At 62.8% G+C, this 15,540-nt stretch carries 9 protein-coding genes; 6 read left to right on the forward strand and 3 right to left on the reverse strand.

Features of this window, described 5'->3' with window-relative positions:
* The first annotated feature begins 276 nt into the window (after window positions 1–276).
* From AB6803_RS18600 to trxA, 6 genes are all read left to right on the forward strand, one after another.
* Window positions 277–2,751 (forward strand): ATP-binding protein, encoded by a 2,475-nt coding sequence (locus AB6803_RS18600; protein WP_371110529.1) that lies wholly within the window; start codon window positions 277–279, stop codon window positions 2,749–2,751.
* Complete coding sequence (gene tsaE, locus AB6803_RS18605; protein ID WP_371110286.1) at window positions 2,748–4,259, forward strand: tRNA (adenosine(37)-N6)-threonylcarbamoyltransferase complex ATPase subunit type 1 TsaE; 1,512 nt, start codon at window positions 2,748–2,750, stop codon at window positions 4,257–4,259. The genes AB6803_RS18600 and tsaE overlap by 4 nt, the downstream gene beginning before the upstream one ends.
* A gap of 76 nt (window positions 4,260–4,335) precedes the next feature.
* Window positions 4,336–5,067, forward strand: coding sequence for a nucleotidyltransferase family protein (locus AB6803_RS18610; RefSeq protein ID WP_371110287.1), 732 nt, complete (start codon window positions 4,336–4,338; stop codon window positions 5,065–5,067).
* A 4-nt stretch (window positions 5,068–5,071) separates the two neighbouring features.
* The gene (addB, locus tag AB6803_RS18615; protein ID WP_371110288.1) at window positions 5,072–8,263 is read left to right on the forward strand and encodes a double-strand break repair protein AddB; all 3,192 of its coding nucleotides are present in this window, start codon (window positions 5,072–5,074) and stop codon (window positions 8,261–8,263) included.
* Window positions 8,256–11,822, forward strand: coding sequence for a double-strand break repair helicase AddA (gene addA, locus AB6803_RS18620; RefSeq protein WP_371110289.1), 3,567 nt, complete (start codon window positions 8,256–8,258; stop codon window positions 11,820–11,822). The genes addB and addA overlap by 8 nt, the downstream gene beginning before the upstream one ends.
* A 75-nt stretch (window positions 11,823–11,897) precedes the next feature.
* Window positions 11,898–12,224 carry a thioredoxin gene (gene trxA, locus AB6803_RS18625; protein WP_007698608.1) on the forward strand — a complete coding sequence of 109 codons (327 nt, stop codon included), beginning with the start codon at window positions 11,898–11,900 and terminating at the stop codon, window positions 12,222–12,224.
* A gap of 64 nt (window positions 12,225–12,288) precedes the next feature.
* Here trxA and AB6803_RS18630 read toward each other — a convergent pair whose 3' ends face one another.
* From AB6803_RS18630 to trpA, 3 genes are all read right to left on the reverse strand, one after another.
* On the reverse strand, window positions 12,289–13,641 hold the full coding sequence (locus AB6803_RS18630) for a folylpolyglutamate synthase/dihydrofolate synthase family protein (protein ID WP_371110290.1): 1,353 nt from the start codon (window positions 13,639–13,641) through the stop codon (window positions 12,289–12,291).
* Between the two features lie 33 nt (window positions 13,642–13,674).
* Entirely contained in the window at window positions 13,675–14,586 is a 912-nt protein-coding gene (accD, locus tag AB6803_RS18635) for an acetyl-CoA carboxylase, carboxyltransferase subunit beta (RefSeq protein WP_371110291.1), read from the reverse strand.
* A gap of 109 nt (window positions 14,587–14,695) precedes the next feature.
* A complete protein-coding gene (gene trpA, locus AB6803_RS18640; protein WP_371110292.1) occupies window positions 14,696–15,535 on the reverse strand; it encodes a tryptophan synthase subunit alpha in 840 nt (279 codons plus the stop codon).
* Window positions 15,536–15,540 lie beyond the last annotated feature (5 nt).

Here is a 15,540-nt window from a genome sequence, read left to right on the forward strand (position 1 = left end):
GATGTCTTGTCGAGATTGCGGCACAGTAGAGTCGGATGATTTTAGGTCGGCTCGACCTAAAATCTGAATCCGCTCTACAAACAAATAAGTAGAGCATGATGTCGTCCGAAAACCGCTTACACTTTTCGGCATCATGCTCTGAAGGACGGAGACAGACCGCTTATGTCTGAAGCGAAAGACAACCTGCTTGAGTCGGCGATGCCCGAAAAGGCATCCACGCGGCGATGGCAGGGCGGCGCATATATGCTTTTACCCTGGATGAAGCGGCGCGGAGATATGCGCCCATTGGCCTCGTTGGCGCGCCTGCTGCGCCTCAGCATTTTCGGCGGCATTGCGACCAGCCTCGCAGGTCCTGTTCTGGCGCAGACCAGTGCCGCCGCTCCAACCGTGGTTCGGCTCTTCACCTCCTCCGAAATGGCAGTCTTCTCCGTCATCATCGGCGTAATTTCCGCGGCGCTGCTGTCGACCGTCTGGATGGTTCGTCAGCGCGGCAACCTGGAAAGCGAGAGCCGCGAAATCCGCACAGCCCTTTCCGATGCCAACCAGCGCATCTCGCAATATCAGGCACTGATCGCCGACAAGAACCGCCGCATTATTATCTGGGACGGCCAGAACGCACGGCCGGAGCTGCTGGGCCAGCTGCCCGTCGAGACCGGCGCACCGCAGGACAACGAATTTCTCGCTTTCGGCCGCTGGATGAAATCCTGGTCGGCCGGCGAGCTGGAAAAGGCGATCGACAAGCTGCGTGGCAGCGGCCAGAGCTTCGACATCGTGGTCGAAACGAACCGCGAAGAGATCCTGGAAGCCCAGGGCCGCATCTCCGGCGGCCGCGCTTTCGTCCGCTTCATCGCGCTCAACAATCTGCGCGCCGAACTGGCCGAGCTGAAGATCGAGCGCGAACGGCTGATGACCTCGATCTCCGCCTTCCAGAATCTGCTCGACGCCATCGACCTGCCGGTCTGGCAACGCGACGCCGACGGCCAGCTCACCTGGGTCAATCATGCCTACGGCGAAGCGGTCGAGGCCGTGTCGCCGGATGAGGCCCTTCGCGAAGGCCGCGAATTTCTGACCACCGTCGCCCGCGAGCGCATTCGCGCCTCCGCCACGCCGGAATCGCCCTTCCACGACAAGATTTCCACCGTCGTTCACGGCAACCGCACCTTCTTCGATGTCATCGACGTTAAATTGCCGAACGGTTCGGTCGGCATGGCTATCGACGTTTCCGAGGCCGAGACCGTACGCGCCGAGCTGGAACGCACGCTGAAGAGCCACGCCGAAACGCTTGATCATCTCGCGACACCCGTTGCGATCTTCGACGGCGACCGGCGGCTGCAATTCTACAACCAGGCCTTCGTTCAACTCTGGGAACTCGACATCGCCTTCCTCGAGAAGAAGCCGGATAATAGCGAACTGCTCGACCGGTTGCGCAGCGCCAAGAAACTGCCGGAACAGCTGAACTGGAAGACCTGGAAAGACGGCGTGCTCTCCGTCTACCGCGCGCTCGATACGCAATCCGACCTCTGGCACCTACCGAACGGCCAGATCCTGCGCGTCTTCGCCACCGCCCATCCGCAGGGTGGCGCCACCTGGGTGTTCGAAAACCTGACCGAACAGGTCGATCTCGAAACGCGCTACAACACGCTGGTCGTGGTGCAGGGCGAGACCATCGACCACCTTTCCGAAGGTGTGGCCGTCTTCGGCCCGGATGGCCGCATTCGCCTCTCCAATCCGGCGTTCCGCATCCTCTGGAACATCACCGAAATCCAGGCAAAACCCGGCACGCATATCCAGACGCTGGCCGAAGCCTGCGCGCCCTCCTATGACCGGCCAGATGGCTGGAAGCGCTTTGCCGAGCAGATCACCAGTTTCGACGATGAACGTCCGTCGTCGCAGGGCACGCTGGAACTCTATTCCAACCTCGTCCTCGACTATGCCGTCATTCCGCTGCCGAACGCGCAGACCATGCTGACCTTCGTCAACAAGACCGACAGCGTACGTGCCGAGCGGGCGCTCACCGAAAAGAACGAAGCGCTACTGAAGGCCGACGAGTTGAAGAACGATTTCGTCCAGCATGTCTCCTACGAGCTGCGTTCGCCGCTCACCAACATCATCGGCTTCACCGATCTCCTGAAAACACCCGGCATCGGCTCGCTGAACGACCGACAGGCGGAATATATCGACCATATCTCCACCTCGTCGGCGGTTCTCTTGACGCTGGTCAACGACATTCTCGATCTGGCGACGGTCGACGCCGGCATCATGCGGCTGAACTATTCCGAAATCGCGCTCGACGACCTTCTCGATGAAGTGTCGATGCAGATCGCCGATCGGCTGCAGGAAAGCGGCGTGACGCTGGAAATCACCGTGCCCGCACATCTTGGCTCCGTCGTTGCCGACCAGCAGCGGCTGAAGCAGATCCTGCTCAAGCTTCTGACCAACGCCGCCAATTTCGCGCCTGAGGGATCGACCATCGCGCTCACATGCGGACGCGACGGCACGGATTTCGTCTTCTCGGTCGCCGACAAGGGTCCGGGGATTTCGGAAGAGATCATGCGAACGGTGTTCAACCGCTTCGCCTCGAGCGGAAAAGGCGGCAAGCGCAGCGGCGCGGGCCTTGGCCTCTCCATCGTCGAAAGCTTCGTCAGCCTGCATGAGGGCCAGGTCTCGATCGAAAGCCAGCCGGGCAAGGGAACCACGGTCAACTGCCGGATCCCTTCCGCCGAATCGCCGCACTCCGTCGCAGCAGAATGACAGCAGCAAACACCAGCATCTCCCTTTTCCTGGCAGACGACGCGGCGACCACACGGCTCGGCGAGGATCTGGCACTGGCATTGAGGGCCGGCGACTGCGTGGCGCTATCAGGCGATCTCGGCGCGGGCAAATCCTCACTGGCCCGCGCCTTGCTGCGCGCCATGGCGGACGATACCGATCTCGACGTTCCAAGCCCGACCTTCACGCTGGTGCAATCCTACGAGCTGCGCATCCCGGTTTCGCATTTCGACCTCTATCGCTTGGGCGATCCGAGCGAACTCGCCGAACTTGGCTTCGACGAAGCGCTGCAGACCGGCATCTGCCTGGTGGAATGGCCTGAGATGGCCGAAAGCGAGCTGCCGAAAGAGCGCATCGACCTCAAGCTGGAGCACGAGGGCGAAGGGCGCCGGGCGACGATCACGGCGCCTGCCAAGCAATTCGCCCGCATCCAGCGCGTTTTGGCGATCCGCGCCTTTCTCGATGCCAACGGCTATGCAGGCGCAGAGCGCCGGTTCCTAACGGGCGATGCGTCACTGCGCGCCTATGAATCGATCTATCCGCAGGGCGGCGGCGGCCAAGTGATCCTGATGGACTGGCCGCGCCTCCCGGAGGGACCGGCAGTGCTCGACGGCAAACCCTATCCCAAGGTCGCGCATCTCGCCGAAGACGCCTATCCTTTCGTGGCGATCGCCAATGAGCTGCGTAAAAACGGCTTTGCCGCGCCGGAGATCTTCGCGGTCGATTACAGCCAGGGCATCCTGCTGATCGAGGATCTCGGCACCGACGGCGTGCTGGACGACGAGGGCAGACCGATTGCCGAGCGCTATCGTGCCAGCGTCGCCTGTCTCGCGCATCTGCACGGCCTGACCATCCCGCGGAATATTCCCGTCACGCCGGGCCATATCCATCACATCCCGGATTTCGACCGCACGGCCATGACGATGGAAGCACGGTTGCTCATCGACTGGCACCTGCCCTGGAAACGCGGCACGCCGGCCAGCGACGAAGAGCGCGCCGACTATCTGGCAATCTGGGACGCTCTGATCGACCAACTGAACGGCGCTGAAAAGAGCCTGCTGCTGCGCGACTTCCACTCGCCGAATATTATCTGGCAGGCGAAGGAAAAAGGCATCCAGCGCGTCGGCCTTATCGATTTCCAGGACGCGATGATCGGGCCAACGGCCTATGACCTCGCCTCCATCGTCCAGGATGCGCGCGTCACCATCGAACGGCCTCTGCATGACCAGCTGATGGATGATTACCTGTCGCTCCGGCGTGCGCAGGGCAATTTCGACGAAGCCAAGTTCCTGAAGAGCTGGGCGATCATGTCGGCGCAGCGCAATTGCAAGCTCGCCGGCCTCTGGGTGCGGCTGCTGCAGCGCGACGGTAAGCCCGGCTATCTGAAGCATACGCCGCGCACGCTCAGCTATCTCGCCATCGCTTTCGAGCATGAAACGCTCGCTCCCTTGCGCGACTGGTGCGCGAAGGCCGGAATAGGCGAGGCATAACGCCCCGAGACCGGGCGACGGTTTTCCGGCGTTATGCTAAAGGAAGACAGCAGCCGAATCACGAGTTCGAGACGAGATGACCATCAGACAAGCCATGGTGCTGGCCGCGGGGCTCGGAACCCGCATGCGCCCGATCACCGACACCATCCCGAAGCCGCTGGTGAAAATCGCCGGCAAGCCGATGATCGACTATGCGCTGGATGCGCTGGCGGACGCCGGCGTTGAGCAAGTTGTGGTCAATGTCCATCACCATGCCGACCAGATGGAGGCGCATCTGCGCAACTACCGCAAGCTCGAAATCCTGATCTCGGACGAGCGCGATGCACTGATGAACAATGGTGGCGGGCTGGCCAAGGGGTTGAAGCTTCTGGGCCGTGACCCGGTTTTCGTCATGAATTCGGATCTCTTCTGGATCGGTGAAACACAGGGTCGCCCCACCAATCTGCAACGCCTAGCCGGATTCTTCGATGCCGAGCGCATGGACATGGCCATGCTCTGTGTAGCGCTCGAAAAGACCACCGGTCATAATGGCAAGAACGATTTCGGCCTTGCTGAAGACGGCCGGCTTTCGCGCTATCGCGATGTCGCTCAGAATGGCGTCGTCTATGCAGGTACGCTGGTCATGACCCCAGCCTTTCTCGACGATGCGCCTGATGATGCCTTCAACGTCAACACCTATTACGACAAGTCGATTGCCACGGGCCGGCTTTACGGCACCATGCTCGACGGCCATTGGCTGACGGTCGGCACGCCGGAAGCGGTCGGCGAGGCGGAGGAAACGATCCGGACTTTCCGGGCGTTTGCGTGAGAGGATGACGGGCGGCCACCGGCAACGCATCCTGACGATCCCGGCGGGCCTGCCTTTCCTGAAGACTCTTGCCAGCGCCCTTTGTGACGGCCGGCTGACCGAGCATTTCCGTCATGATCCGAGCGATCCGCTGTCGCTCGCGAAGGTCACCATCTTCCTGCCGACACGGCGCGCGGCGCGCGTGCTGCGCTCGGAATTCGTCGATCTGCTCGGCGGTCGCTCCGCCATCCTGCCGGTGATCCGTCCGCTCGGAGAAACCGATGACGACAGCGGTTATTTCGAGGAAACGCTGTCGGCAACCGTGGATCTGGCACAGCCTCTCGCCAATACCGCCCGCCTGCTGGAACTGGCGCGGCTGATCCTTGCCTGGCGCAACAAACTGCCGCAGATCGTCCGCGACATTCATTCGGATTCGCCGCTGGTTGCGCCCGCAAGCCCGGCCGATGCGATCTGGCTTGCCCGCAACCTTGCAGAACTGATCGATTCCATCGAAACCGAGGATCGCGATTGGGCGGCCCTTGCCGATCTCAGCGCCGAGGATCATGCGCTCTGGTGGCAGTTGACCGCCGAATTCCTGCAGATCGCCAGCGCCTTCTGGCCGGCGCGGCTGGAGGAACTCGGCAAATCCTCGCCCGCCCGGCACCGCAACGCCATTCTGCGTGCCGAGGCGCAGCGGATCGCCACCATGCAGCATGCCGGTCCGATCATCATCGCCGGCTCGACCGGTTCGGTGCCGGCAACGGCTGAGCTGATCGCCGCCGTCGCCTCCCTGCCGCAGGGGGTTATCGTCCTGCCGGGGCTCGATCTGTCGATGCCGGAAGCGGATTGGCAGCTTGTGGCGCCGGAAACCGGTGTCGGCGAAAGGGTCGATCCGACCACGCGCAGCCATTCGCAATATGGCCTGTCGCTGCTGTTGAAGCGGCTGCACACGCCCCGGAGCGATGTCGAAACCGTTGCTGAGGCGACCGAGGACATGCAGATGCGCGCTGAGATCCTGTCGCGTGCCCTGGCGCCCGCGAAAGCGACGAGCGGCTGGGGGGCGTGGCAGCAAACGCTTGCCCCTGACGCAATCAGCAAATCCTTTGCCGATGTCGCCCTGATCGAGGCAGCCAACGAGCGCGAGGAGGCGACGGCGATTGCGATCGCCTTGCGTCTGGCGCTGGAAAAGCCCGGGCGGGATGGCGGCGAAAGCCAGGCGGCGTTGATCACGCCAGACCGTAATCTGGCGCGACGGGTGACGGCGGAGCTGGCGCGCTTCGGCATCACCGCCGACGATTCGGCAGGCACGCCACTGACCGCGACGCCGCAGGGCGCGCTCTTGCAATTGCTGCTCGAAGCGACGCTTCGCCCCGGCGATCCAGTCGCCATCGTATCGCTGCTCAAGCATCCCCTCGCCCGCTTCGGCCTTCCGCAGGATGTATTGCAGCTCGGCGTCGACGCGCTGGAAATCCTGGCGCTCAGAGGCGGCATCGCCGATGTCGACATCGGTGCGCTGGAACCCCTGCTCGACCGGCAGCTTGCCGAGCAGGCGAAGAACCGCCACGCGCCACAATGGCGCAAGTCCCTGCCCCCAGAGGCGGTGGACCGGGCGCGAGACCTGGCACGCCAAGTCACCAGGGCATGCGAGCCGTTGGCATCCGCGCTTTCGCAGCAATCACCTGACGGCCTCCCCACCCTTTCCGAATGGGCAGAACGCACCGGCCGGGCGCTGGAAGCCGTCGCCACGGACGAGCGCGGCAGTCTGGCAGCACTCTGGTCCGGCGAGGCCGGCGATACGCTCGCCAGCCTGCTGAAGGAAATCATCGATACTGACGGGCAGCTCGAAGCGGACGGACCGCAATGGATCGATATAATGGCAGCGCTTTGTGCGGGCCAAGCGGTCAAGCCACGCGCCTTGAGCCATCCGCGCCTGTTCATCTTCGGCACGCTGGAAGCCCGTCTGCAAAGCGTCGATACACTGATCCTCGGCGGCCTGAACGAGGGATCCTGGCCGGGGCAGACGGCCAACAACCCCTTTATTTCCCGCACCATGAAGACCGAGATCGGCCTGGAGCCGCCCGAGCGGCGCATTGGCCAACTCGCCCACGATTTCGAAATGGCAAACGGCACGCGCGACCTGATCTATTCGCGGGCATTGCGCCAAGGCTCGACGCCGACCGTGGCCTCGCGCTGGCTGCAGCGGCTGATGGCGCTGGGCGGCAAGGCTTTTGCCAGCGAATTGAAGACGCGCGGCGATCAATATCGTCATTGGGCCGGGATGATCGATCAGGGCGAGAACCAGGCCCCGGCGCAAAGACCAGCACCAAGACCACCCGCCGAGTTGCAGCCGAAGAGCTATTCCTTCAGCGAGGTCGGCCGTCTGCGTCGCGACCCCTATGCGATCTACGCCCGGCGCGTGCTGCGGCTCGACCCGATCGACCCCTTCAACCGCGATCCCGGCCCAGCCGAGCGCGGTACGCTCTATCACAAGATCATCGACCGCTTTATCCGCGAAGGCCATGTCGCCGGGACGCCGGATGCATCGCTGGCTATGGACCGTATCGTCACCGAGCTTTTCGACGCCGAACAACTGCCCGTGCATATCGACAGCGTCTGGCGGCCGCGTTTTCGCGAAGTGGCGCGTGCCTTCCTCGTTTGGGAAGCGGAGCGGCGGCCTGAGATCCGCAAGACGGCAACGGAAGTGCCGGCTGGCGTCCAGATCGAGCCGATCGGCATCCGGCTGACCGGTGTCGCCGACCGCATCGACTTCAAGGGTGGCAAGGCCGCTGATATCATCGACTACAAGACCGGCTACAATCCCTCGCCGGCGCAAGCCCGCACGCTGCTCGATCCGCAATTGGCGCTGGAAGCCTATGCGCTGAAAGCCGGTGCCTTCCGCGATATCGACGCGCTCGTCCCGGAAAATCTGCTTTATGTGCGGTTGAGGCCCGGCGACCGCTTCAAGGTCGATCAGGTCAACAACGAGCTTTCCAGCCGTGGCGGCAAGACCGAAACAAAATCGGCTCTGGACCTGGCGCAGGAGTCGATGGACCAACTCGTCAAATTCGTCGCCCTGCTGCAATCCGGCGAAAAGGGCTTCTCCTCGCGGCTGATCCCGGCGCAACAGTTCGAATATGGCGGCGATTACGATCACCTCGCCCGCGTCTCGGAATGGTCGACGGCGGAGACCGAACAGGAGGGCGGCGGCGATGAGTGACCTTCCCGTAAGCGAAATGGCCGCCCTGCCCGAGAGCAACGATGCCGGTGCCTGGATCGGCTGGACGACGGTGCAGCAATCGATCGCCTCCGACCCCGAGCGTTCCGCCTGGGTCTCGGCCAATGCCGGTTCCGGCAAGACGCATGTGCTGACGCAGCGCGTCATCCGCCTGCTGCTCGCCAGCGCGCGTCCCTCGGCCATTCTCTGCCTGACCTATACCAAGGCCGCCGCTTCCGAAATGTCGAACCGCGTCTTCGACCGGCTGGCCGCCTGGGCAACCTTGTCGGATGAGGAGCTGAAAGCGCGGATTACCGAGATCGAAGGCGCTGAACCGGATCTTTTCAAGCTCGCCGAGGCGCGTCGGCTCTTCGCCAAGGCGCTGGAAACGCCGGGCGGGCTGAAGATCCAGACGATCCACGCCTTCTGCGAGGCGCTGCTGCATCAATTTCCGCTGGAGGCCAATGTCGCCGGGCATTTCTCCGTTCTCGACGACCGCGCCGCCGCGACCCTGCTGGAGGATGCCCGCCGGTCGTTGCTGGCGGCGACCACGCCGCAGCGGGATGCCGAACTTGCGGACGCCTTTTCCTACGTGCTGGATCTCGGGGACGAATCCGGCCTGGAGACGCTGCTTGGCGATATCGTCGCCAACCGCAACGCCATCCGCCGCTTTACCACGGATGCCGAGCGGAAAGGCGGCATCGACGCCGCGCTGCTCGCCCGGCTCGGTCTTTCCGCCGATGACACGGAAGCCGGCATCGCGGAGCAATATTGGCCGCTGCCTGGCCTTTCCGGCGCGACGCTGGAGCTTTATCTCACGCTTGCCGACCAGAAGGGCGGCGCGAAGGCGCAAGAGGTTGCCTACGGGCTGCGCCTCGCCAAACGGGAAGAAAACCCGGTCGCCCGCGCGGAAATCCTCGAAAGGGTGATGCTGACGGGCAAGGGCGAGCCGAAATCCGACAGCCAGTTCTTCGTCAAGGCGATGCTGGCGGATGCGCCCGCGCTTGCCGAAGCGGTAGCCGCCGCCCGCGCCCATGTTGTCGCCTGCCGCGACAGGTTGAAGCTGATGCGGATGTACCGCGCCACCCGCGCAGCACTTGTTCTGGCCGATCGGCTGAACCGCGACTATGAAGAGCTGAAGAAACGCCGCAGCCAGCTCGACTTCGAAGATCTGATCACCCGCACCGCCGATCTTCTGACCAAGAAGGATGTCGGCCCCTGGATTCACTACAAGCTGGACCAGGGCATCGACCATATTCTCGTCGACGAGGCGCAGGATACCAGCCCGATCCAATGGAGCGTTATCCGGTCGCTGGCGGAGGATTTCTTCTCAGGCGAAAGCGCGCGGCAGACGCTCAGGACCATCTTCGCGGTCGGCGATGAGAAACAGTCGATCTATTCCTTCCAGGGCGCGCGGCCCGAACGCTTCTCCGAGGAGAGTGACCGGACGCGACGGCGGGTGGCGACTAGCGGCCAGCAGTTTTCCTCGATCCGCCTGCCGCTCTCCTTCCGCTCGACCGCCGATGTGCTTGCCGCCGTCGACCATGTCTTCACTGCGCCGGAGAATGCCCGGGGGCTGAGCGCTGTCGACGAACCTGTCGTGCACCGCTCCAGCCGCATCGGCCATCCCGGCGCCGTCGATCTCTGGGAGATGATCGCACCGGAGCCGGCGGCGAAGGAAGAGGACTGGACCGCCCCCTTCGATTCGACACCGGAAAGCGCGCCGGCCGCGATCCTGGCGCGGCGCATGGCGCAGACGATCGGCAATCTCATCGGCCGCGAGACGATCATCGACAAGGGCAAGGCCCGTTTCATCGAGGCAGGCGACATCCTCGTCCTGGTGCGCAAGCGCGACAGCTTCGTCAATGCGCTGACGCGGGCGCTGAAGCGGCGCAACAATATCCCCGTCGCCGGCGCCGATCGGCTGGTGCTGACCAGCCATATCGCCATTCAGGATCTTCTGGCACTCGGCCGTTTCCTGCTGCTGCCGGAAGACGACCTGTCGCTGTCGGCTCTTTTGAAAAGCCCGCTGTTCGATCTCGGCGAAGACGACGTCTTTGCTGTCGCGGCCCTTCGCGACAGCAATGAAAGCGTATGGAGCCACCTGCAGAAATTCGCCGATGATGGCAATGAGCGGTTCCGATATGCGGTCGACCGGCTGAAAACCTTTCTCGCCTTTTCGAAAAGCCTGTCCGTGCATGATTTCTACGCCCGCGTGCTCGGCAGTTTCGGCGGCCGGCGGCAGTTTCTGGCGCGGCTCGGCACCGAGGTCAGCGATATTCTCGACGAATTCCTGACCTTCACGCTCGACCACGAGACCTCCGGCCTGCCGGGCCTGCAATCCTTCGTCTCGACGCTGGAGCTGGAAGCGCCGACGGTGAAGCGCGAGCAGGACAAGGGCCGCAACGAGGTGCGGATCATGACCGTGCACGCCTCCAAGGGCCTGGAGGCGCCAATCGTCTTCCTCGTCGACGGCGGCGGCAAGGCCTTTACCCATACGCATCTGCCGAAGATGCGGCTGATCGAGACCGGCAAACAAGACATCCCGCTACCGGTCTGGGTGCCGGTCTCGGCACTGGCCAATTCATTGACGCAGACCGATACCGCCAGGCTGCAATCGCTGACGGAAGAGGAATATCGCCGCCTGCTCTATGTCGGCATGACCCGCGCCGCCGACCGGTTGATCATCTGCGGCTATCGTGGCATCCGTGAGAATGCCGATACATGGCACGCCATGATTTCCGCGGCGCTGCGGCAGGACGGCGAACGCTGCACACCCGTCAGCTTCTCGGGGCCGGATGGCGAGTGGCAGGGGTTGAGCTGGCGCGTTTCCCAGGTCGAGCGCAGTTTCGAGCGCATGGAACAGGCGGAAACGACCGTCGATCGCGGAGCGCTGCCTGCCGGGCTCAGCCGGCCGCTGCCACCGCTGCGAAACCTGCCCCGGCCGCTCAGCCCTTCCGGCGCCGGCACCGTCATCGACGACGAGGCCGACAATCTGCTGGTCGCCTCGCCGCTGTTCACCGAGAAGGCGAAATCGGATCGCTCACTGGAAAAGGGCCGCTTCATCCACCGCATGTTGCAGACATTGCCCGAGATCGCGTCGGCGGATCGCGCCGAGGCAGCACGGCGCTATGCCGAACGGGCCGCACGCTTCTGGCCGCAGGTCGAGCGCGATGCGCTGATCGGCTCCGTCCTGGCGCTGCTGTCACACCCGGAACTACAGGGCGTTTTCAGCGCCCATGCCCAGGCCGAAGTCTCGATCATGGGCACGCTGACGCTCGATGATCAGGCCTATGCCGTCTCCGGCCGCATCGACCGGCTGACCGTACTCGACGACCGCGTCGTCATCCTCGACTATAAGACCAACCGCGTGCCGCCGCGCTCAGCCGAGCAGATTCCTTTTGCCCACCGAGCGCAGCTTGCCATCTATCGTGAGATCCTCTCGCCACTCTATCCAGGCAAGCGCATCGATTGCGTGCTCGTTTATACCGAGAATGCCTCGATCTATACGCTCTCCGGCGGGGCGCTTGCATTGACGCTTGCAGAGCTCAAGACAAAGTGAAATACCACATATTGAAATTAAAGGGCGACACGCTCACATATCTAGCAACCGCAAATCCTGATAAAGGAGCAGCCTATGGCTACCGTAAAAGTCGATAACGCCAACTTCGCCTCCGAAGTTCTTCAGTCCGCAGAGCCTGTCATCGTTGATTTCTGGGCCGAATGGTGTGGCCCGTGCAAGATGATCGCCCCCTCTCTCGAAGAGCTCTCCGAGCAGTTCGAAGGCAAGGTAAAGGTCGCCAAGCTCAACATCGATGAGAACCCGGAACTGGCTGCCCAGTTCGGCGTTCGCTCGATCCCGACGCTTGCCATGTTCAAGGCTGGCGAAGTCGCCGACATCAAGGTTGGCGCCGCTCCGAAATCGGCTCTGGAAAGCTGGATTAAAGGCGCTGCCGCTGCCTGATCAGGTATCGACTGAATGATTCAAAAAGCCCGGCTCGTCCGGGCTTTTTGATTGGGAATATTCGTTACTTCGGCGGCGTGCCATTGTCGGCAAGGACATCGCCGACGAGATAGAGCGAGCCGCCGATCAGGATGCGCGGAGCCGGCATGTTGGGCACGGCCAGTTCCCTGATTTCGTCCAACGCCTGGCGGACCGTGGACATCGGCTCGGCCACAAGACCGGCGTCATAGGCCGAATTGGCCAGGATAACCGGGTCGATCATCGACTCGCTGCCGCGGATCGGTACGCAATAGACCTTTTCCGCCAGACCGGTGAAGGCCTTGAAATAGCCGACGGGATCCTTGGTGTTGATCATGCCGATGATCAGGAACAGCGGACGCGGCTGACGCTCCTCGAAACTGGCCATGGCTTCGGCGATAACCTCGCCGGCACCGGGATTGTGACCACCATCGACCCAGATTTCCGCACCTTCCGGAGCATGCTGTAACAGCTCGCCCTCCGTCAGGCGCTGCAGGCGGCCCGGCCATTCGACCGAGATCATCGCCTTTTCCATCATCGCCTCGGTGACGGTAAAGCCCGCGGCCTTGACGGCGCGGATGGCGGCGGCGGCGTTGCCATATTGATGCCGGCCCGGCAGGCGCGGCAGCGGCAGATCGCCAAGGCCGAATTCGTCCTGATAGACGAGCCGGCCATATTCCTCATGGGCCGAAAAATCCTGGCCGAAGACGGCGGTCGGGCAGCGCAGGCGCTCGGCCGTCGATATCAGCACGTCGAGCGCCGCATCATAGTCCTGATGGCCGATAACGACAGGTCGGCCGACCTTCATGATCCCCGCCTTTTCGGCGGCGATCAGCTCGACCCGGTCTCCGAGATAGGGCTGGTGATCGAGCGAGATCGGCATGATTACCGAAACAGCCGGATCGGAAATGACATTGGTAGCGTCGAAACGGCCGCCGAGGCCGACTTCGATGACGGCGGCATCGGCCGGATGCTCGGCAAACAGGGTGAAGGTGGCCGCCGTCAGGATTTCGAAAACCGTGATCTTCTCGCCGCCATTGGCATCGGCGATGCGCCGCAGCACTTCGGCAAAGACCGCGTCATCAACCAGCTCGCCACGGCCGCCCTTGACGCCGATGCGGTAGCGCTCATGCCAGTTGACGAGATGCGGCGAGGTATGGACATGCACGCTGTAGCCGCCCGCTTCAAGAAGCGCGCGGCAGAAGGCCGTCACCGAGCCCTTGCCGTTGGTGCCGGCGACATGGATCACCGGCGGCAACTTGTTTTGCGGATTGCCGAGGATGTCGAGAAGGCGAGTGATCCTGTCCAGCGAGAGATCGTAGCCCTTGGGGTGCAGCCCCATCAGCTTGTCGATCTCCTGCGCTGCCTCGCTTACCGCGGATTGATCCATCGCCGTCATCCCGCACCTCCGCCTTTCGGCCGTATGTTCAGGTCAGCCGTTCGCCACCAGCGGCACAGCCGCACCGTTCAGGCTCTTCGCGGACACGTCATTTGCCGGAGCCTTGGTCAGGATCTTCAGAAGCGTCGCCAGGGTATCGGGGATATCATGGCGCTTGACGACCATGTCGACCATGCCGTGCTCGAGCAGATATTCCGAGGTCTGGAAGCCTTCCGGCAGCTTTTCGCGGATCGTCTGTTCGATGACGCGCTTGCCAGCAAAGCAGATTTCCGCGCCCGGCTCCGCCAGGTGGACATCGCCGAGCATGGCGTAGGAGGCGGTGACGCCCCCCGTGGTCGGGTTGGTCAGGACGACGATATAGGGCTGGCCGGCTTCCTTCATCATGTCGACGGCAACCGTGGTGCGCGGCAGCTGCATCAGCGACAGAATGCCTTCCTGCATACGGGCGCCGCCCGAAGCCGGGAACATCACCAGCGGGCACTTCTCGGCAATGGCGCGTTCGAACGCCTTGACGATAGCTTCACCTGCGGCAATGCCGAGCGAGCCGCCCATGAAATTGAACTCATGCACCACTGCCACGAGCTTCAAGCCGCGAACCTTGCCGACGCCGGCGACGATCGTGTCTTCCTGATCGGTCTTGACGCGGCTGTCCTTAAGGCGGTCGGTGTATTTCTTCGAGTCGCGGAACTTCAGCGGGTCCTGCGCGACCTTCGGCTGCTGCAGGGCTTCGTATTCGCCCTTGTCGAAAAGATCGGCAAGACGAGCCTTGGCCGGCATCTTCATATGGAAGCCGGAGGCGGGAATGACCCACTTATTGTCTTCCAGATCCTTGTGGAAGACCATCTCGCCGGTCTCCGGGCACTTGATCCAGAGATTTTCCGGCACTTCGCGGCGGCCCAGCATGGAATTGATCCGCGGGCGGACGTAATTGGTGATCCAGTTCAATTCGCAAACTCCTGATCGACTGAATTAATCGATATCGTAGTCGACACCTACTGCGCATAAGCCATTTCTTCAATCTCTTCCGATTGAAGGCCTGTGCTTATGTGGGAAACTATTCGGCGGCAACAAGGCGCGAGGAGCGCGTTCCCGTCGACAGGCCGCGCACCAACGTCGCAACGGCCTGAATGGTGTCGGCGCTGGCCTTTCCGTCCTTGGTCAGGCTGGTGGCGATCTGGTTGACGATCGCTGTGCCGACGACGACGCCATCCGCGGAGGCGCCAATGACCTTCGCATGCTCGGCCGTCTTGACGCCGAAGCCGACGCAGACCGGCAGATCGGTATGCTGCTTGATGCGCTTGACGGCACCGGAGACCAGCGACGGATCCGGCAGGGCCGAACCGGTGATGCCGTTCATCGAGACATAATAGACGAAACCGGATGTATTTTTCAGCACGGTCGGCAGGCGCTTGTCATCGGTGGTCGGTGTCGCCAGGCGGATGAAATTGATGTCCTTGCGGATCGCCGGGATGCAAAGCTCGTCATCCATTTCCGGCGGCAGATCGACGACGATCAGGCCGTCGATACCGGCGGCGATCGCGTCATCAAGGAAGGTCTCGACGCCATAGATATAGATGGGATTGTAGTAGCCCATCAGCACGATCGGCGTATCGACGTCCGTCTTGCGGAAATCGGCGGCGAGTTGCAGCGTCTTCTTCAGCGTCTGGCCGGCCTTCAGCGCGCGCTGGCCGGCGAGCTGGATCGCCGGGCCGTCGGCCATGGGATCGGAAAAGGGCATGCCGAGCTCGATGACGTCGGCGCCGGCTTCGGGCAGCGCCTTCATGATGCCGAGCGAGGTGTCGTAGTCGGGATCGCCACCCATGAAATAGGTGACGAGCGCCGGGCGGCCTTCAGCCTTCAGAGCGGCGAAGCGTTTGTCCATACGTGCGGTCATGATGT

The sequence above is a fragment of the Rhizobium sp. RCC_161_2 genome (assembly GCF_041355235.1).
Taxonomy (GTDB): Bacteria; Pseudomonadota; Alphaproteobacteria; order Rhizobiales; family Rhizobiaceae; genus Rhizobium.

Bases quoted from the DNA above. Each gene is read 5' to 3' on its own strand.
- tsaE (WP_371110286.1), top strand. From the start codon at position 2,748: ATGACAGCAGCAAACACCAGCATCTCCCTTTTCCTGGCAGACGACGCG.
- AB6803_RS18600 (WP_371110529.1), top strand. From the start codon at position 277: ATGCGCCCATTGGCCTCGTTGGCGCGCCTGCTGCGCCTCAGCATTTTC.
- addB (WP_371110288.1), top strand. From the start codon at position 5,072: ATGACGGGCGGCCACCGGCAACGCATCCTGACGATCCCGGCGGGCCTG.
- AB6803_RS18610 (WP_371110287.1), top strand. From the start codon at position 4,336: ATGACCATCAGACAAGCCATGGTGCTGGCCGCGGGGCTCGGAACCCGC.
- addA (WP_371110289.1), top strand. From the start codon at position 8,256: ATGAGTGACCTTCCCGTAAGCGAAATGGCCGCCCTGCCCGAGAGCAAC.
- trpA (WP_371110292.1), bottom strand. From the start codon at position 15,535: ATGACCGCACGTATGGACAAACGCTTCGCCGCTCTGAAGGCTGAAGGC.
- trxA (WP_007698608.1), top strand. From the start codon at position 11,898: ATGGCTACCGTAAAAGTCGATAACGCCAACTTCGCCTCCGAAGTTCTT.
- AB6803_RS18630 (WP_371110290.1), bottom strand. From the start codon at position 13,641: ATGACGGCGATGGATCAATCCGCGGTAAGCGAGGCAGCGCAGGAGATC.